20 protein-coding genes are annotated in these 18,620 nt (G+C 59.9%); 14 read left to right on the plus strand and 6 right to left on the minus strand.

Going from position 1 to position 18,620, the window contains the following annotated elements:
- Positions 1-82: 82 nt before the first annotated feature.
- From ispF to rpoS, 6 genes are all read left to right on the plus strand, one after another.
- On the plus strand, positions 83-556 hold the full coding sequence (gene ispF, locus SLW74_RS01345) for a 2-C-methyl-D-erythritol 2,4-cyclodiphosphate synthase (protein WP_122622973.1): 474 nt from the start codon (positions 83-85) through the stop codon (positions 554-556).
- Positions 553-1,611, plus strand: a complete 1,059-nt coding sequence (gene truD / locus SLW74_RS01350) for a tRNA pseudouridine(13) synthase TruD (RefSeq protein ID WP_410927899.1) — start codon at positions 553-555, stop codon at positions 1,609-1,611. Before ispF ends, truD begins: the two co-directional genes overlap by 4 nt.
- Positions 1,599-2,348, plus strand: coding sequence for a 5'/3'-nucleotidase SurE (gene surE / locus SLW74_RS01355; RefSeq protein ID WP_410927900.1), 750 nt, complete (start codon positions 1,599-1,601; stop codon positions 2,346-2,348). The genes truD and surE overlap by 13 nt, the downstream gene beginning before the upstream one ends.
- A gap of 41 nt (positions 2,349-2,389) precedes the next feature.
- The gene (locus tag SLW74_RS01360) at positions 2,390-3,025 is read left to right on the plus strand and encodes a protein-L-isoaspartate(D-aspartate) O-methyltransferase (RefSeq protein ID WP_192132497.1); all 636 of its coding nucleotides are present in this window, start codon (positions 2,390-2,392) and stop codon (positions 3,023-3,025) included.
- A 178-nt stretch (positions 3,026-3,203) separates the two neighbouring features.
- Positions 3,204-4,097 (plus strand): peptidoglycan DD-metalloendopeptidase family protein, encoded by an 894-nt coding sequence (locus SLW74_RS01365; protein WP_410927901.1) that lies wholly within the window; start codon positions 3,204-3,206, stop codon positions 4,095-4,097.
- Positions 4,098-4,200: 103 nt separating this feature from the next.
- On the plus strand, positions 4,201-5,205 hold the full coding sequence (rpoS, locus tag SLW74_RS01370; protein WP_065989798.1) for an RNA polymerase sigma factor RpoS: 1,005 nt from the start codon (positions 4,201-4,203) through the stop codon (positions 5,203-5,205).
- A gap of 578 nt (positions 5,206-5,783) precedes the next feature.
- On the opposite strand, the gene fdxA is transcribed toward rpoS, so the two are convergent.
- Positions 5,784-6,107 (minus strand): ferredoxin FdxA, encoded by a 324-nt coding sequence (gene fdxA / locus SLW74_RS01375; RefSeq protein ID WP_065989796.1) that lies wholly within the window; start codon positions 6,105-6,107, stop codon positions 5,784-5,786.
- A gap of 239 nt (positions 6,108-6,346) precedes the next feature.
- Positions 6,347-8,914 carry a DNA mismatch repair protein MutS gene (gene mutS, locus SLW74_RS01380; RefSeq protein WP_369319563.1) on the minus strand — a complete coding sequence of 856 codons (2,568 nt, stop codon included), beginning with the start codon at positions 8,912-8,914 and terminating at the stop codon, positions 6,347-6,349.
- A gap of 260 nt (positions 8,915-9,174) precedes the next feature.
- On the opposite strand from mutS, the gene SLW74_RS01385 reads away from it, so the two are divergent.
- The 4 genes from SLW74_RS01385 to recX all read left to right on the plus strand — a co-directional run bounded on the left by SLW74_RS01385 (position 9,175) and on the right by recX (position 11,537).
- Positions 9,175-9,306 (plus strand): hypothetical protein, encoded by a 132-nt coding sequence (locus SLW74_RS01385; RefSeq protein ID WP_265386899.1) that lies wholly within the window; start codon positions 9,175-9,177, stop codon positions 9,304-9,306.
- Positions 9,307-9,410: 104 nt separating this feature from the next.
- Complete coding sequence (locus SLW74_RS01390; protein WP_410927902.1) at positions 9,411-9,911, plus strand: CinA family protein; 501 nt, start codon at positions 9,411-9,413, stop codon at positions 9,909-9,911.
- 85 nt (positions 9,912-9,996) lie between these two features.
- Positions 9,997-11,061: a recombinase RecA gene (gene recA, locus SLW74_RS01395; protein WP_065989790.1), complete on the plus strand. Its 1,065-nt coding sequence runs from the start codon at positions 9,997-9,999 to the stop codon at positions 11,059-11,061.
- A gap of 8 nt (positions 11,062-11,069) precedes the next feature.
- Complete coding sequence (gene recX / locus SLW74_RS01400) at positions 11,070-11,537, plus strand: recombination regulator RecX (RefSeq protein WP_065989787.1); 468 nt, start codon at positions 11,070-11,072, stop codon at positions 11,535-11,537.
- 48 nt (positions 11,538-11,585) lie between these two features.
- Here the strand turns inward: recX and SLW74_RS01405 are convergent, their stop codons facing one another.
- Entirely contained in the window at positions 11,586-12,701 is a 1,116-nt protein-coding gene (locus SLW74_RS01405) for an LOG family protein (RefSeq protein ID WP_410927903.1), read from the minus strand.
- A gap of 378 nt (positions 12,702-13,079) precedes the next feature.
- Complete coding sequence (locus tag SLW74_RS01410) at positions 13,080-13,505, minus strand: quorum-sensing-regulated virulence factor family protein (RefSeq protein WP_065989783.1); 426 nt, start codon at positions 13,503-13,505, stop codon at positions 13,080-13,082.
- A gap of 222 nt (positions 13,506-13,727) precedes the next feature.
- Between SLW74_RS01410 and SLW74_RS01415 the strand changes: the two genes are divergently transcribed.
- Entirely contained in the window at positions 13,728-14,459 is a 732-nt protein-coding gene (locus tag SLW74_RS01415; protein ID WP_065989782.1) for a tRNA-uridine aminocarboxypropyltransferase, read from the plus strand.
- Positions 14,460-14,519: 60 nt separating this feature from the next.
- Here the strand turns inward: SLW74_RS01415 and SLW74_RS01420 are convergent, their stop codons facing one another.
- A complete protein-coding gene (locus tag SLW74_RS01420; protein WP_065990259.1) occupies positions 14,520-15,404 on the minus strand; it encodes a DMT family transporter in 885 nt (294 codons plus the stop codon).
- Between the two features lie 175 nt (positions 15,405-15,579).
- Here SLW74_RS01420 and erdR point away from each other — a divergent pair, with 175 nt between their 5' ends.
- A complete protein-coding gene (gene erdR, locus SLW74_RS01425) occupies positions 15,580-16,227 on the plus strand; it encodes a response regulator transcription factor ErdR (RefSeq protein ID WP_065989781.1) in 648 nt (215 codons plus the stop codon).
- A gap of 105 nt (positions 16,228-16,332) precedes the next feature.
- On the plus strand, positions 16,333-16,701 hold the full coding sequence (locus tag SLW74_RS01430; RefSeq protein WP_065989780.1) for a diacylglycerol kinase: 369 nt from the start codon (positions 16,333-16,335) through the stop codon (positions 16,699-16,701).
- 27 nt (positions 16,702-16,728) lie between these two features.
- Here the strand turns inward: SLW74_RS01430 and SLW74_RS01435 are convergent, their stop codons facing one another.
- Positions 16,729-17,655 (minus strand): LysR family transcriptional regulator, encoded by a 927-nt coding sequence (locus tag SLW74_RS01435; RefSeq protein WP_410927904.1) that lies wholly within the window; start codon positions 17,653-17,655, stop codon positions 16,729-16,731.
- A gap of 122 nt (positions 17,656-17,777) precedes the next feature.
- On the opposite strand from SLW74_RS01435, the gene fpr reads away from it, so the two are divergent.
- Positions 17,778-18,557, plus strand: coding sequence for a ferredoxin-NADP reductase (fpr, locus tag SLW74_RS01440; RefSeq protein ID WP_065989778.1), 780 nt, complete (start codon positions 17,778-17,780; stop codon positions 18,555-18,557).
- The last annotated feature ends 63 nt before the right edge of the window (positions 18,558-18,620 follow it).

Consider the following 18,620-nt stretch of genomic DNA (forward strand, 5'->3'; position numbering starts at 1 on the left):
CACGGGCAATTGAACGCGGGCCGACCCTAATCTCGGTCAAAGTAGGTAGAATCACGCCCTGACTTTTTCAGGGCGTTTTTTTATGCGTATTGGCCACGGCTACGATGTGCACCGTTTCGCTGAAGGCGATTTCATTACCTTGGGCGGCGTGCGCATTGCGCACACGTCGGGTCTGCTCGCGCATTCCGATGGAGATGTGGTGCTGCATGCGCTGAGCGATGCCCTGTTGGGTGCTGCCGCGCTGGGCGACATCGGCAAGCATTTCCCGGACACCGATCCGCAATTCAAGGGCGCCGACAGCCGGGTCCTCCTTCGCCACGTGCTCAAGCAGGTGCAGGGCAAGGGCTGGAAGGTCGGCAACGTCGATGCCACCATCGTTGCCCAGGCGCCGAAGATGGCCCCGCACATCGAAAGCATGCGCGCCTTGATTGCCGAAGACCTGCAAGTCGACATCGACCAGGTCAACGTCAAGGCCACCACCACTGAAAAGCTGGGCTTCACTGGCCGTGAAGAGGGCATCGCCGTGCATGCCGTCGCGTTGTTGATCAGCGCATGACCGAGCTCGAACTTCTGGGCCCGAGCGCTTACGGCGACACGCTGGGTACTGCCGTGCTGAAGGCCACCGCCGAAGACTTTCAGGTCGATGAAGTGCTCGACATCCCGCTGTCCGGGGACGGCGAGCACCTGTGGTTGTGGGTCGAAAAACGCGGCCTGAACACCGAGGAAGCGGCCCGGCGTCTGGCCAAGGCGGCCGGCGTGCCGTTGCGAACCGTCGCCTATGCCGGTTTGAAGGATCGTCAGGCGTTGACCCGCCAGTGGTTCAGCATTCAGCTGCCGGGCAAGGCCGATCCGGACATGTCGGTAGCTCAGAACGATTCTCTTAAGATCCTCGACAGCAAACGCCACAAGCGCAAGTTGCAACGGGGCGCCCACGCGGCCAATGGTTTCACGCTGCGTCTGACGCAATTGCACGCCGACAAAGCCGGGCTCGATGCGCGTCTTGAGTTGATCAAGCAACACGGCATCCCCAATTATTTTGGCGCCCAGCGTTTTGGCCATGAGGGTGGGAATCTGGGTGAAGCCCGGCACTATGCCGAGCGTCAAGCTTTGCCCGAGCAGCGCAATGTGCGCTCTCGGCTGCTCTCCACCGCCCGCAGTTACCTGTTCAATCAGGTCTTGGCCGCCCGGGTTGCCGACGGCAGCTGGCAGCGAGCGCAAGTGGGCGATCTGCTGGCGTTCACCGACAGCCGCAGTTTTTTCCCCGCAGGCGAAGCCGAGTGCAGCGACCCGCGACTGGCCATCCTCGATCTGCACCCCACCGGGCCACAGTGGGGCGAGGGCGATTCTCCGGCCTCCGGCGCTACCGCCGAGCTTGAAAACAGCATCGCCTTGCGCGAGGCGTCGCTCTGTAACTGGTTGATAAAAGCGGGAATGGAGCATGAACGGCGCATCCTGCGACTGCCCATCGGGCGGTTGACGTGGCATTATCCCGAGCCTGACATTCTGCAACTGGAATTCGTCCTGCCGGCCGGATGCTTCGCCACCGCATTGGTGCGTGAACTCGTCGATCTCGCGCCGGCAGGGCAGACGGACAGCTCATGCGTATTCTGATTTCAAATGATGACGGGGTCATGGCGCCCGGGCTCGTTGCGCTGCATGGCGCACTGGCCGGGTACGCCGAGTGCCTGGTGATTGCGCCCGATCAAGACAAAAGCGGCGCGAGCAGTTCGCTCACGCTGGACCGTCCGTTGCACCCGCATACCCTGGACAACGGCTTCATCAGCCTCAACGGCACGCCCACCGATTGCGTCCACCTCGGACTCAACGGCTTGCTGCCCGATCAGCCGGACATGGTCGTTTCGGGCATCAATCTGGGCGCCAATCTGGGCGACGATGTGCTCTATTCAGGCACCGTCGCCGCAGCGCTGGAAGGTCGTTTTCTGCAACGTCCGTCATTTGCCTTTTCATTTTTGTCGCGTCAGGTCGATAACCTGGCAACCGCCGCGCATTTTGCCCGGCTTTTGGTCGAAGCCCACGAACGTCTCGACCTTCCACCCCGTACCGTATTGAATGTGAATATCCCTAATCTGCCGCTGGCGCACGTGCGCGGTATCCAGCTGACCCGTCTTGGCCACCGCACCCGTGCGGCGGCGCCTGTGCGCGTGGTCGATCCGCGCGGAAAGGCCGGTTACTGGATTGCTGCCGCCGGAGATGCCGAAGACGGCGGGCCGGGCACCGATTTCCACGCTGTGATGCAGGGTTACGTGTCGATCACCCCGTTGCAGCTGGATCGTACCTATCAGGACGGTTTCAACAGCCTGAACGCATGGCTGGAGGGAATGGCCTGATGTCGCGTGAGCAAGATGATCTGTTACGACGTGGCGTGGGGATGACTTCCCAGCGCACCCGCGAGCGTCTGATTCAACGGTTGTGCGAAGAAGGCATCGCCAACACCCAGGTGCTGGACGTCATTCGCAAGACCCCCCGTCACCTGTTTGTCGACGAAGCTCTGGCGCACCGCGCCTACGAAGACACCGCGCTGCCGATCGGCAACAACCAGACGATTTCCCAGCCTTACATGGTGGCGCGCATGAGCGAGCTGTTGCTGGCGGCGGGTCCGCTGGACAAGGTGCTGGAGATCGGCACCGGCTCGGGTTATCAGACCGCGGTGCTGGCGCAGCTGGTGGAGCGGGTTTTCTCCGTTGAGCGCATCAAGGTGCTGCAGGACCGTGCCAAGGAACGCCTCGTCGAGCTGAACCTGCGCAACATGGTGTTTCGCTGGGGCGACGGCTGGGAAGGCTGGCCGGCGCTCGCGCCCTACAACGGGATCATCGTCACCGCGGTTGCCACTGACGTACCTCAGGCGTTGCTGGACCAACTGGCCCCCGGCGGTCGCTTGGTGATTCCAGTGGGCTCGGGTGAAGTGCAGCAACTGATGCTGATCATCCGCGAGGAAAGCGGCTTCTCCCGGCATGTGCTGGGCGCCGTTCGTTTCGTCCCGCTGCTCAACGGCCCGCTGGCCTGAGCGCTATTTTGCAGCGGCAATGAATTCCACAGAACGCAGTCGGTCTACAGGCTGGCGTTTTGCAACGATGCTTCGGCCAACTGCCGCAGCGCCGTCTCACACCATTTTTTCATGGCTGCCTGGTCTTTTCACGATGCAGGGCAGTTTCTTCTTCAGTCACCGGTAAAGGGAGTGGCGGGTGAGTCTCACAGTCATTCGGCAGCGTAGTTCTTCAACAAGTTTTCAGCGTCTGGTGATTGGAGTTGCCCTGAGTATCCTTCTGGTCGGCTGCTCCAGCACGCCAACAGGCGGCGTGCGCGTTGTTGACCGTAACGGCAAATCGACGGTGCCGACGCGTCAGCCGGTCACCACTGGCCAGTACGTTGTGAAGCGCGGCGACACGCTTTTTTCCATTGCATTCCGTTACGGCTGGGACTGGAAAGCGCTGGCTGCACGCAACAGCATTCCAGAGCCGTTCACCATTCATGTCGGTCAGACGATCCGCTTTGACGGGCGCGCCAACTCGCCATCCACGGCAGTGGCCGCTGCGCCGGTCGGCGTTCCGCAGACCAGGACCAGCAGTTCTACATCGCCTTCCGGGTCGCTGAAGACCACTGTGGTTTCAAGGCCGGTAGGCGCCGTTGCCGCGACGACGCCTCCGCCAACCAGCAACTCGACGACCACGCCGGTCAACACAACAGTGGTCACTGGTGCCCGCTCGCCAAGCGGCTGGACATGGCCGACAAGCGGCGTTTTGATCAGTAAGTTCTCTTCAAACGGTAGTTTGAATAAAGGAATTGATATCGCTGGTGATTTGGGACAGCCTGTTTTGGCCGCGTCTGATGGGGCAGTGGTATACGCCGGGAGTGGTTTAAGGGGCTACGGCGAGCTGGTCATCATCAAACACAGCGATACCTACGTCAGTGCCTACGGTCATAACCGTCGGCTCTTGGTTCGGGAGGGACAACAGGTCAAGGCAGGGCAGAGTATTGCCGAGATGGGCTCGACGGGAACGGACCGGGTGAAACTGCATTTCGAGATTCGCCGCCAGGGTAAACCTGTAGATCCACTGGAATTTTTGCCACGTCGCTGATCGGTTGTCAGCCTGTTCCTGCGTAGAGGGGACAGGCTCAAGTGCTGCCACGGAAGAAGGCGTCACTGGAGCTTGAGGTCGAACTCACCAAAGGACTATAACAATGGCTCTCAGCAAAGAAGTGCCGGAGTTTGACATAGACGACGAGGTTCTCCTCATGGAGCCCGTAATCGTCCTGGATTCTGCAACGGATGAGAAGCCAGCTACACCTTCTGTTCGTGCAAAACCCAAAAACTCTGCAGCGCTCAAACAGCATAAGTACATTGACTACACTCGGGCACTGGATGCTACGCAGCTGTATCTCAATGAAATCGGTTTTTCCCCCCTGCTCTCCCCGGAAGAAGAAGTCCACTTTGCGCGACTGTCGCAAAGCGGCGATCCGGCTGGGCGCAAACGTATGATTGAGAGCAATCTGCGGCTGGTCGTGAAAATCGCCAGGCGCTACGTCAATCGTGGTCTTTCATTGCTGGACCTGATCGAAGAGGGCAATCTGGGCCTGATTCGAGCAGTCGAAAAATTCGATCCGGAGCGCGGATTCCGGTTCTCGACCTACGCCACCTGGTGGATTCGTCAGACCATCGAGCGCGCGATCATGAATCAGACGCGCACGATTCGTCTGCCGATCCATGTCGTCAAAGAGCTCAACGTCTACCTGCGCGCCGCGCGGGAGCTGACGCAAAAGCTGGATCACGAACCCTCTCCCGAAGAAATCGCCAACCTGCTGGAGAAGCCGGTCGGTGAGGTCAAGCGCATGCTGGGCCTCAATGAGCGCGTGTCTTCGGTGGATGTGTCGCTGGGCCCCGATTCTGACAAGACGCTGCTCGACACGCTGACGGACGATCGTCCGACCGATCCGTGCGAGTTGCTTCAGGACGACGATCTCTCCCAGAGCATCGACCAGTGGCTGTCCGAGTTGACCGACAAACAGCGTGAAGTCGTTGTCCGGCGATTCGGGCTGCGCGGGCATGAAAGCAGCACCCTTGAAGACGTCGGGCTGGAAATCGGCCTGACCCGAGAGCGTGTGCGGCAGATTCAAGTGGAAGGGTTGAAACGCCTTCGCGAGATTCTCGAGAAGAATGGGTTATCCAGCGAGTCACTCTTTCAATAAACCGCCGATGGTTGGCGGAAGTCAGATAACAGCAACACGAAAGCCCCGACGCGTCGGGGCTTTTTTTATGTCAGCTGAAGGCGCTTTAGATGGATGTCACGTGACACCGACCGGACACGCCGATGTTCTTTTTCACAATCGGGTAAGTGATGCTTACTCCTCCTGTAAGCCGTTTCTTACGCGTAATGTGAGTTATCGTCTCTTCTTTGGAGGATCAGGTCTCCGTCAGTTGAGAGCCGATGGTTATCCCATTGATTTAATTATCAATTTAAAATGAGCGTCGATCAGCGGCTGAATTTTTCTGCAAACTCTCGGCGCTTGCCCTCACCGTTTAAATCACTAAGATCAGTCCTGTACCGACGGATTGGTACAAGCGGTCAAGGACGACTGCTCAAGGACATCGCAGGACGCGATTCATCAGGATGATGAACAAGGATTAAAGGGATTATGGAAAAAATGTGGGCGGGTCATACCGCCCCTTTTTTCGTCTGCAGAAAAGTGCGACTGCAACCGGTCCACGATGCAAAAAGGCCCCGAGGGGCCTTTTGTGTCAGCAGAATGCGCAGCGCTCCAGACGCCTAGCGCTCCAGATCGGCGATCTTGCCGGTCTTGCCATCCCACTGCGCAGCATCCGGCAGCGCATCCTTGCGTTCCGTGATGTTGGGCCAGACGTCAGCCAGCTCTGCGTTCAGCTGAATGAAATTCTCCATGCCGGCCGGAATCTCGTCTTCCGAGAAGATCGCATTCGCAGGGCATTCAGGTTCGCAAAGGGCACAGTCGATGCACTCGTCCGGGTGAATCACCAGGAAGTTCGGGCCTTCGTAAAAGCAGTCCACCGGACAGACTTCTACGCAGTCGGTGTACTTGCACTTGATGCAGTTGTCGGTGACGACGAAGGTCATTTCTAATTCTCTCCTCAGGCGGCGGCAGCAAGGCCGTTCAGTCCGGCTTGCCAGGTACGGGACGTCCCCCGGCCGTAAAACTCAGCTTCTCGAGCAACGCGGCAGGCAAGGTGTCCTGCGCGGCGATGTCCGACCTTGGTTCGCTGCGTTCAATCGCGGCCAGGTGCGCTGTAAAGCCAGGCTAAAAGCTCACAGCGTCCCGAACCGCGCGGGATTCTAACAGCTTGTTACGAATCACGTTAGATGCGAGTTTTCATCGAATACAACAACTCAAGCGCCTGGCGCGGCGTCAGGTCGTCGATCTTCAGGTTCGACAACTCGTCCAGAACAGGGTGCGGCAAACTTGCGAACATATCGCTCTGCATCGGTAGCGGCGGTTTGCCCGGCTTGGCCCTGGGCTGTTCGTGGGGCAGGCTGGTGGTCTCCAGACGCAACAGATGCTCCTTGGCCCGGGTGATGACGCGGCCTGGCACGCCGGCCAGTTGCGCCACGGCAAGGCCATAGCTCTGGCTCGCCGGGCCCGGCAGCACGCGATGCAGGAAGACAATCCGCTCGTTGTGCTCGGTGGCATTCAGATGCACGTTGGCCACCAGCGGCTCGCTCTCCGGCAGCACCGTCAGCTCGAAGTAGTGCGTGGCGAACAGCGTGTACGCACGCAGCTGGGCAAGGCATTCCGCCGCCGCCCACGCCAGCGAGAGCCCGTCGAAGGTGCTGGTGCCACGTCCGACTTCATCCATCAGTACCAGGCTTTTGTCGGTGGCGTTGTGCAGAATGTTCGCCGTCTCGCTCATTTCCACCATGAAGGTGGAGCGTCCGCCGGCCAGGTCATCGCTTGAACCGATCCGCGTGAAGATACGGTCGACCAGCGAAAGCTCGCAGCTCGCCGCCGGCACGAAGCTGCCGATATGCGCCAGCAGCACGATCAGAGCGGTCTGGCGCATGTAGGTGGATTTACCGCCCATGTTAGGACCGGTGATCACCAGCATGCGCGTGCTGTCGTTCAGGTCCAGGTCATTGGCCACGAAAGGCGACGAAAGAACCTGCTCAACCACCGGGTGACGCCCCTGCTCGATGCGCATGCACGGCTCATCGGTGAAGCGCGGACGGTTCAGGTCCAGATTCAACGCCCGCTCGGCCAGGTTGCTCAGCACATCCAGCTCGGCCAGAGCCGCGGCGGTGTCCTGCAGCGGCGCAAGGTGCCCGATCAGGTCTTCCAGCAGCGTCTCGTACAGCATTTTTTCCCGAGCCAGCGCGCGGCTCTTGGCCGACAACGCCTTGTCTTCGAATTCCTTGAGCTCGGGGGTGATGAAACGCTCGGCGCCCTTGAGCGTTTGACGGCGGATGTAATCGGCCGGCGCCTGTTCCGCCTGCTTGCTCGGCAGCTCGATGAAGTAGCCGTGCACCCGGTTGTAGCCGACCTTGAGGTTGGCCAGCCCGGTGCGCGCCTTCTCCCGTGTTTCCAGATCAATCAGGAACTGCCCGGCGTTCTCGCTCAGGGACAGCAACTCGTCGAGCTCGGCGTCGTAACCGGTCTTCAGTACGCCGCCGTCGCGAATGACGGCAGGCGGATTGTCGATGATTGCGCGTTGCAGCAGGTCGGCGAGCTCCGGGTAGGTGCTCGCGGTTTTCGCCAATTGCTGAATGTGCGGCGCTTCAAGCTCTGCCAGCGCCAATTGCAGTTCGGGCAACGCGCTCAGGGCATCACGCAGACGCGCCAGGTCACGGGGACGGGCGTTACGCAGGCCGATGCGCGCGAGAATGCGCTCGATGTCGCCGATCTCTTTCAGTTGCGGCTGCAGGTTCTCGAAGCGATAGCGTTCAAGGAAGCAACCGATTGATTCCTGCCGGGCCTGAAGGATGCGCAGATCGCGCAATGGCCGGTTCAGCCAGCGGGTCAACAGGCGCGTGGCCATGGCGGTCTGGCAGCGATCCATGACCGATTGCAGCGTGTTGTCCCGGCCGCCCGCCAGATTGGTGTCGAGTTCCAGATTGCGACGGCTGGCGCCGTCCAGAATCACCGTATCGTCGAGGCGTTCATGGCGCAGGCTGCGCAAGTGAGGCAATGCCGTGCGCTGGGTTTCCTTGGCGTAACTCAGCAGACAGCCGGCCGCGCCGATTGCCAGCGTCAGGTTCTCGCAGCCGAAGCCTTTCAGGTCCTGAGTGGAGAACTGCTGGCACAAGCTTTTGTGCGCCGAATCACGCTCGAAGTCCCATGGCGCGCGACGGCGGGCGCCGCGGCGTTTTTCCGCTGGCAGGCCTTGGGGCCAGTCATCGGGAATCAGCAGCTCGACCGGATTGATCCGCTCAAGCTCGGCCAGCAGGTTTTCCCAGCCCTTGATTTCCAACACGGTGAAATTGCCGCTGGTGATGTCGAGCACGGCAAGGCCGAACAGGCGCTCGTCGCCCAGCACGGCGGCGATCAAGTTATCCCGACGCTCGTCCAGCAACGCTTCGTCGCTGACGGTGCCCGGCGTGATAATGCGCACCACCTGACGATCAACCGGGCCCTTGCTGGTCGCTGGATCGCCGATCTGTTCACAGATGACCACGGACTCGCCCAATTTCACCAGCTTGGCCAGATAGCCTTCCGCTGCGTGATAGGGGATGCCGCACATGGGAATGCTTTGCCCTGCTGACTGGCCCCGGGCGGTCAACGTGATGTCGAGCAGCTTGGCCGCCTTCTTGGCGTCTTCGTAGAAGATCTCGTAGAAGTCACCCATGCGATAAAACATCAACTGGTCGGGGTGCTGATTTTTCAGCCGCCAGTACTGCTGCATCATGGGGGTGTGCGAGGAGAGGTCGGAAATTGCTTTATTCATCAGTTATTTAGGCAAATTCTGTAGGAGATTGAGGCAAGTTTCGGGCGACGACGTGGATTCCACCTACGTGGCTCGACGTCATGTCCGATTGCTTTTGCGATGGCGGCAAGGTTACCACGCACGTTCGCGGGCCGCAGGTCCGGCTGATTCGTCACGGCGCGTTTCCGAACCGACACGAAGCGCTTCGAGCTGGCTAGGATGTCGAGCACCGCCCGACTGGAGGCGGCATCATCGACAAGGATTGCACCATGCAACGCAAGCGAGGACGAGATTCAACCAACGGCCGTTTCATCCCTCTGGAGGAGGCCAAGCGACGTCCACGGGAAACCATCGTGGAAACCGTCAAGAAACCCTGCCCCGAAAAACCGGAGCGCAAATAAGTGTCTTGCAGGCGTGATCCGGATTCAGGTCGCGTCCTGTGTTGCAGATCGACCCGGCTGGTGTAGCGTGTCTGCTTCGCCTCGACCGATACGGAGAATCTCCCGTGGATGACATTACCCATCTGGCAGCAACCCTGGGCCAGCAACTGTTGGCAACAGGCGCGCAGGTCAGCACTGCCGAATCCTGCACCGGAGGCGGTATCGCCGAAGCCATCACCCGAATCCCGGGGAGTTCGGCCTGGTTCGAGGCCGGGTATGTCACTTACTCCAACCGGCAGAAGACCCGACAACTGGCAGTGCCGGAAGCGTTGTTTGCGCAAGTCGGTGCCGTCAGTCGCGAAGTGGTCGAGGCCATGGCAAGGGGCGCGCAGGCCAACAGCGGCGCGCAGTTTTCGGTCGCGGTCAGCGGCGTGGCCGGGCCGGACGGGGGCTCGCTGGAGAAACCCGTGGGCACGGTGTGGGTCTGCTGGGGTGTGGCGGAACGATTGATCGCCGAGCGGTTTCTATTTGCAGGTGACCGCGATGCGGTCCGCCGACAAACGGTGATCGCCGCGCTAGAGGGGCTTGTCCGGCTCTCTCGCGGAGAAATACCAAATCAGGGGTAGGCGCGCGTCGGACCCTGTGGAATAATACTGGCTACTTATACAGTTATATCGGCCGTCAAGGCCTAACCTATTACGAGAGGATTCAATGGACGACAACAAGAAGAAAGCCTTGGCTGCGGCCTTGGGTCAGATCGAGCGTCAGTTCGGCAAAGGTGCCGTAATGCGCATGGGTGACCATGACCGCCAGGCTATTCCTGCTATCTCCACCGGCTCGCTGGGCCTCGATATCGCACTCGGTATCGGTGGCCTGCCAAAAGGCCGGATCGTTGAAATCTACGGCCCGGAATCTTCGGGTAAAACCACCCTCACTCTGTCCGTCATCGCAGAAGCCCAAAAAATGGGCGCCACTTGCGCATTCGTCGACGCCGAGCACGCGCTTGATCCAGAGTACGCCGGCAAGCTGGGCGTCAACGTCGATGACCTGCTGGTCTCCCAGCCAGACACCGGCGAACAGGCCCTCGAAATCACCGACATGCTGGTGCGTTCGAACGCGATCGACGTCATCGTCGTCGACTCCGTTGCCGCTCTGGTGCCAAAGGCTGAAATCGAAGGCGAAATGGGCGACATGCACGTCGGCCTGCAAGCCCGACTGATGTCCCAGGCGCTGCGTAAGATCACCGGTAACATCAAAACTGCCAACTGCCTGGTTATCTTCATTAACCAGATCCGTATGAAGATCGGCGTGATGTTCGGCAGCCCGGAGACCACCACCGGTGGTAACGCGCTGAAGTTCTACGCATCGGTCCGTCTGGATATCCGTCGCACGGGCGCGGTCAAGGAAGGCGACGAAGTCGTCGGTAGTGAAACCCGCGTCAAAGTCGTCAAGAACAAGGTGGCTCCGCCGTTCCGTCAGGCTGAGTTCCAGATTCTCTACGGCAAGGGCATCTACCGTAACGGCGAGATCATCGACCTCGGCGTGCTGCACGGTCTGCTGGAGAAATCCGGTGCCTGGTACAGCTACCAGGGCAGCAAGATCGGTCAGGGTAAGGCCAACTCCGCGAAGTTCCTGGCGGACAACCCGGAAATCGGGACAACCCTCGAAAGGCAGATTCGCGAGAAGCTGCTGACGGCAGCGCCTGATGTGAAGGCCCAGTCGTCCCGCGTAGCGGCAGACGATGTGGCTGAAGTCGAAGCTGACGCGGACATCTGATCCCCGCCATGCCAGCTGTGCTTGATACGCCCGTCGCTGTAAGGCGTACTGCAATGGACCTGCTCGCACGACGCGAGCACGGTCGTGTCGAGCTGACGCGCAAGTTGCGTCAGCGCGGCGCTCCCCCCGAATTGATTGACGCAGCGCTCGACCGTCTGACGGAAGAGGGTCTGCTGTCTGAATCCCGATACCTCGAAAGCTTCGTTTCCTACCGTGCCCGTTCTGGCCACGGCCCTTTGCGTATCCGCGAAGAGCTGGGGCAACGCGGCTTGCCGCGTGCAGACGTCGAACAAGCGCTGCGCGAGTGCGGCGTGGACTGGTGGGAGAAACTGGAAGCGCTGTGGCAGCGCAAGTTCAGCGGTCAACTGCCCAGGGATGCTCGCGAGCGTGGCCAGCAGATGCGCTTTCTGAGTTATCGCGGATACCCGCCCGAGCTGATTGGTCGTTTGCTGAGTGGCAAGGGCAACGACGACTGACGCGTGATCTGCCTGAAGGCGCGCAGACGCGCCCTCAAGCATGCACCATCACATCGATTTCACAGGCTCTGTCCCTCGGGCCTGCTGAGAGTGCGCAGGTCTTGCCCAGTTTTCCTCCAGGTTTATGCAGTCCACCAGTTCGCGCAAGCGGCCATGGTTGCGGCCGTTAAACGTGAATGCCAGGCGCGTGAGATGGCTGAACTGCGCTTCGTCATATTCGTCCTGATGCCCGTATTGCTGGAAGTCGCCGCTTAACCGCAGATCGACAAACCTGTCCTGTAGGGCGTTCAACGCCTGTTCGCTCAAGGCGTGGTGCATGCGAATGACGAAGGTGTTCTTCAGCCAGCGGCTGGAGTGAAAGTTGCTGTAGAAGCGGTTGATCTCGGCGACGGCCTCATCGGCGCTGTACACCAGCTTCATCAGGTTCATGTCCGTAGGCAGAATGTACTTGTTCGTCTCCAGCTCATTTCTGATGAAGCTGAGCGCTCCTTCCCAGAAGGTCCCGCCCGGGGCATCCAGCAGCACGATCGGAACCAGAGGACTTTTGCCGGTCTGGATCAGCGTCAGCACTTCCAGCGCTTCGTCGAGGGTGCCAAACCCGCCTGGGCAGAGCACCAGCGCATCGGCCTCTTTGACGAAAAACAGCTTACGCGTGAAGAAGAAGTGGAACGGCAGCAGATTGCCGGTGCCATCCACGGTCGCATTGGCGTGCTGCTCGAAGGGCAGGGTGATATTGAAGCCCAGGCTGCGATCCAGACCGGCGCCTTCGTGGGCCGCGGCCATGATCCCGCCACCGGCGCCGGTGATGACCATCAGGTCCGAGGCGGCCAGTTGCTTGCCCAGTTCACGGGCCAGCGCATAAACAGGATGTTCGAGGGGTGTGCGGGCGGAGCCGAACACGGTGACCTTGCGCCGGCCTTTGAATCGTTCGAGCACCCGGAAAGCATTTTCCAGTTCGCGTAATGCTTGCAGGGTGATTTTGGCATTCCAGCGATTGAGGTCGTCCTGGGCCATGCGCAGGACGGTCAGGGTCATGTCGCGGTACAGCGGAAGATTGGGGCTGTCCGGGGCGACCGAACCGAGGAGCTCTTCGACCTTGAGGGTGAGGTCGTTTCCGTTGCTCTGAAAGTGTTGAGATAACGCGTCACTGGGTACGTACGGCATTCACGCTTTCTCCTTCTGCAGAATCATTGACCGTCACCAGGGGGCGGGATCGCGACGCTTCATGCGTCGGCGTGCGCAGCGCATCCGGAAGACAGGGGAGCATCAAAGCTGCGCGGCGCCCGATTCTGGACTAATCCATGGTTGAAAAGAGAAAACATTGATGGCAACCGGTGCCGCAGGCAACCCTTTCTTGCATGCAAAATGTGATGAGTCAGGATGGGCACGGCGAAACGAAAAGCAGGCACCAGGATCAGCGATCAAACAGCGGGCGGGACGTGCTGAGTGGCGGGAATTTGAATGGCGTATGTAGCGGGGAGGGGAAGGGAAGACTGCGCGTTGAAGGGGTCCTGAAGCGCGCAGTCCGTAAAGCTCGTTACATCACTTCTTGTGGGCAGGGGGCTTGGCAGCGCAGTCCGCCGCTTTGATTTCCTGAGTGGTGATGAGCTTGTTGGTTTTGTATTCGGTGAACTGGTACCGCAGGATCGCGCCCTTGGCCATCAGTTGGCGGTAACCGGCATTGCGGCACACGCTACCGCCCAGCTGACCGCGGACGTCGTCCGGGTTTTCGCGCATCTGAGCCGCCTGGCCGGACTGCACGCTCAGGTGGTTGATCAGCATCTTGCCTTCAACGGTGTAGCCTTCGTCGAGGATGTCTTCGTTGATGGCGCGTGGGGTGCCGACACTGCTTTCCTTCGCGACTTTATCAAGCATCTGGCTCAGTTCGTAATCCTGCTTGGACGCCGCGTTGGCGCACAGTGGAGCGACGAGCAAAAGCGTGAGAGTGGGGGCGATGAGGCGCAGCATTGAATTCTCCTGGTGCGTGGACGGGTGTTGCAGAGGCTGGCCGTTGGACCGGCGACATCCCGAGGCGTTCACTGTAGGCGTGAGTGCTCTCAAGGCCGGGCAGTATAGGGGAGGAGCCTTGGCGGACACCAGAGAGCACGGCGCCTTGGCCTGCGTCTGATAGAATGCCGCGACTTTTCGACCTGCCGGATGCCCCTCGTGTCACTGCCTTCTTACCCCTCAATGACCCAGACTGTTTTTCACGGTAATTCGGTCGCACGTCTGAGAGATGAGCGGGAGGAGGAGAGCACGAAACCTTTCCTGGCTCGCGGATCACGTGCGCCAAGGTGCCATTGCTGTCGAGTGATCGAAAGTCACTGCCTTTGCAGGTGGCGTCCCAAGGTCCAGGCACGATCTGGGGTTTGCCTCATCATGACCAAAAAAGAGGTGTTCAAACCCAGCAATACCGGTTGGCTGATAGCAGACGTGATTCAGGATAACCATGCGTTTGTGTGGTCACGCACCGAGGTCGACGAAAAGCTGATTGCATTGCTCAATGATCCGCAATGGCAGCCCTACCTGGTTTTTCCGGGTGAATACGTAGCGGCGGAGCGCGTTACCAACACCGTGACGATTAATCCGAACAAGAGACCGCTGTTTGTGCTGATTGACGCGACATGGACTGAAGCGAGGAAGATCTTCCGTAAAAGCGCTTACTTTGATTCGATCCCGATTTTAAGCCTGATTCCCGAGAAGCTTTCACGATACAAGTTGAGACGCTCCACCCGCAGCGAACATCTCTGTACCGCTGAAGTGGCCGCACTGTGTTTCGATCTGGCCGGCGATACTGAGGCAGGCTCTGCGTTGAGCTGTTATTTCGATGTGTTCAGTCAGCACTATTTAGGGGCTAAAAATCAGTTGCCCCTCGACTTGCTAAGCGATGCCCATCAAGAGCTGAAGGGTTACCTCGAGTAGTCATCAGTTGTGTCGCCGCCCGCGAGCCGCTTCAAAACGGCTCGCAATACGAGTATGACCTCAGGCGAGAGTTTTCTTCGGCCACAACTGCGCCAGCAGCATCCCCGCCAGCATTAATCCACAACCGATATAACCACGCAGTTGCAAGGCCTCTCCCAGAATCCAGGCGCCGGCGATGGCGGCGAACACGGCTTCCAGAGAGAGGATGATGGCGGCATGGGAGGCAATGGCGTGCTTCTGCGCGACCACTTGCAGCGTGTAACCCACGCCCACCGCGACGATGCCGCCATAAAGCAGGGAAGGGCCCGCATCGATGATCGCATTGAGGGCGATCGGTTCGAAGAGGACTGCCAGGAGCAGGCTCACTACCGAACAGGTGGCGAACTGTAAAAAAGCCAGACGGATCGGGTCGTGGCGGCTGGCGAACAAACTGACCAACACCACGTGTGCACCCCACACGAACGCGCCGATCAACTGCAGCCAATCCCCCGAAGCGACGTGAAAGTTATCGCCGATACTGAGCAGGCACATGCCGACCACTGCCAACAGGCAGCCCAGCCAGGTGCCCAGCCCGGTTTTATGCCCGAGCAGCAAGCCCAGCAACGGAACTACAATCACGTAAAGGCCGGTGATGAAGCCGGAGTTGGTCACGCTGGTAAACAGCAGGCCGACCTGTTGCAGGTTGATGCCCAGTGCCAGCGCCAGGCCCATGATGATGCCGGCGCGTAACATGCCGCGATTGAGCAAGGGCTCCGGCACGCGGGCCGTCTTGGCGTTGCGCAGAATCAGCGGGATCAGGCAGAGGGAGCCCAGCGCGAACCGCAGACCCGAGAACAGATAGGGACCGATGTGATCCATCCCGGCGGTCTGGGCGACGAAGCCGGTGCCCCAGATCAATGCGGTCAGGAGCATGAGCAGGTCCGCTCGCAGGGCATGGTTTGGCATGATGGCACTCGTCAGGTCGGGGGCGCAGACTTTGCCGCAAAGCATCAGGCTTGACCACCCCGACTTCGCTGGGCATCCTTGGCGCCGCTCACGTACGGTCCCTGTGTCAAGATGTCGCGGGTGACCTCATTGGGTGTTGAATTCGTCGGCGCTCAGTCACTTACAGGATCATGAAATGCCATACGAAATCCTGATTGCCGACGACCATCCCCTGTTTCGCAGCGCCTTGCATCAGGCGCTGAGCCTTGGGCTCGGGCCGGACGCCAGATTGGTCGAGGCCGAGAGCATCGCTGATCTGGAAGCGCGACTGACCGAGAAGTCTGACTGGGATCTGGTTCTGCTGGACCTGAACATGCCCGGCGCCTATGGCTTTTCGGGGTTGGTGCTGTTGCGCGGTCAGTACCCGCAAGTCCCGGTGGTGATGGTCTCCGCTCAGGAAGAGGCCGCGGTGGTGGTCAAGTCCCGCGAGTTCGGCGCCAGCGGCTTCATCCCGAAATCCAGTTCTCTGGAAACCATTCAGAAGGCCGTGCGAACGGTGCTGGATGGCGATGTCTGGTGGCCCCCGCAGGTCAACGAAAGCATCAGCGTGTCGCCGGAGGCCAAGGCCGCCAGCGAAGGCCTTGCCAGCCTGACGCCCCAGCAGTTTCGCGTGTTGACGATGGTCTGCGAGGGGTTGCTGAACAAGCAGATCGCCTACGAGCTGAGCGTGTCGGAAGCCACGATCAAGGCCCACGTCACGGCGATCTTTCGCAAGCTCAACGTGCGCACCCGAACCCAGGCCGCTTTACTGCTGCAACAATTGGAATCCATTCCCCAGAGCTGATTCCCGCGAATCAGGCCAAACCCGGGCTTTACGCGGCCGACCTTCACACTTTTTTGACCGTCGCCGCACTAGCCTCCACCGCTTTCATTCATCAGTAGTTTTCCTATGACGTCCCCATTCAAAGGCCAGACCGGCCTCAAACGTATTCTCAACGCGTCTGGCTATTCCTTTGACGGCCTGACCGCTGCATTCAAGGGCGAAGCGGCGTTCCGTCAACTGGTGCTGCTCAACGTCGTGTTGATCCCGCTGTCCTTCGTGTTTCATGTCAGCCGCGGCGAGCGCGCGATCCTGATCGCGGTGTGCCTGTTGGCGCTGATCGTGGAACTGCTGAACTCGGCCATCGAAGCCGCGATTGACCGGATTTCCCTCGACCGCCACCCGCTGTCGAAGAACGCCAAAGACATGGGCAGCGCCGCACAGTTCGTGGCGCTGAGCATGATTGCCGTGGTCTGGGGCCTGATCTTGCTGGGCTGACAATCGCCTTTATAGCCGGGCTGCGCGTCAGGCAATGCTCGGCAGCACAATCTCGTCGCTGCGGTTAACACCGGCGGTGAATGAGCGACAGAGGTCGAGGAATTCGCGGATAGCGGACGTCTGATATTTCTGTTTGTGCCAGATGAAGTAGAACTGGCGCACCAGATCCAGCTCCGGCGTTTCAACCGCAACGAGGCTGCCGCGACGGAAAGCGTCACGCAGGGCCAGACGCGAGATGCAACCAATTCCCAGCCCTGACTCGACGGCGCGTTTGATCGCCTCGGTGTGTTCCAGCTCCAGCCTCACGTTCAGGCTGTTCAAGTGGTGACGCATGGCCTGATCGAAGGTCAGGCGCGTCCCCGAACCCTGCTCCCGCAAGATCCACGCCTCCCGCGTCAATTCCTCCAGTGACGCCCGGCCCTTTTTGGCCAGCGGATGCTGAGGGGCGCAAAACACCACCAGCTCATCCTCGACCCAAGTCTGCACTTCGATGTCGGGGTGGCTGCAGTCGCCTTCGATCAAGCCCAGATCGATTTCGTAATGGGCGACCTGCTGAACGATGTTCGCCGTGTTTTGCACGTGCAGCTTCACCTGGCTCTCAGGGTGGCGCTGCATGAAACTGCCGATCAAGAGGGTCGCCAGGTAGTTGCCGATGGTGAGGGTTGCGCCGACCGCCAGCGAGCCGAAGCCGGACTTGCCGTTGAGCAGGTCTTCGATCTCCTCGGCCTGATCCAGCAGCGCAACGGCCTGGGGCAACAGCTGCCTGCCGGTGGCATTGAGGCTCAGCCGCTTACCGGCGCGGTCGAACAGCTGGCAGCTGGACTGGCGTTCCAGTTCAGTGATGGACGTGCTCGCCGCCGATTGCGACAAGGACAGCAGGACCGCTGCGCGGGAAACGCTTTCCTGCTGAGCGACGGCGACGAAAACCTGGAGCTGACGGAGAGTAAATCGCATATCTATATAACCGATAACCCATATCTTGATAATTCAGTTAACAGATATTGTGTCTGCCACTAGAATGTCGCGCAATGGCGCATCGACTGGCGCAGGTTATTTATCAGGAGCTCCCACGTACCATGAGCAACATGAATCACGAGCGTGTCCTCAGCGTTCATCACTGGAACGACACCCTCTTCAGTTTCAAGTGCACCCGTGATCCTGGCCTGCGCTTCGAGAACGGTCAGTTCGTCATGATCGGTCTGCAGCAGCCAAACGGGCGCCCGCTCATGCGTGCCTACTCCATTGCCAGCCCGAACTGGGAAGAGCATCTGGAGTTCTTCAGCATCAAGGTGCCGGACGGCCCGCTGACCTCCCAGCTGCAGCATCTGAAGGAAGGCGACGAGATCATCATCAGCAAGAAGCCTACGGGCACGCTGGTGCTGGATGACCTCAAGCCGGGCAAGCATCTTTACCTGCTCAGCACCGGGACTGGCTTGGCGCCGTTCATGAGCGTGATTCAGGACCCAGAAACCTACGAGCGTTTCGAGAAGGTCATCCTCTGCCACGGCGTGCGTTACGTGAACGAAGTCGCTTACCGCGAGTTCATCACCGAGCATTTGCCGCAAAACGAGTTCTTCGGCGAGATGCTGCGCGACAAGCTGATCTACTACCCGACCGTGACCCGCGAGCCGTTCGAGAACGAAGGCCGCCTGACCGACCTGATGCGCAGCGGCAAGCTGTTCAGCGACATCGGTCTGCCACCAATCAACCCGCAGGACGACCGCGCCATGCTGTGCGGCAGCCCGAGCATGCTCGACGAAACCAGCGAAGTGCTTAACAGCTTCGGTCTGACCGTTTCGCCGCGGATGCGCGAGCCGGGTGATTACCTGATCGAGCGCGCCTTCGTCGAGAAGTAACGCCGTTCAGATACGACCCAATCGCCGATGAACACCCTCCCAGCCCTGCGAGGGTGACGTCAT

This window comes from Pseudomonas sp. W5-36 (assembly GCF_046540455.1).
Lineage (GTDB): Bacteria > Pseudomonadota > Gammaproteobacteria > Pseudomonadales > Pseudomonadaceae > Aquipseudomonas > Aquipseudomonas graminis_B.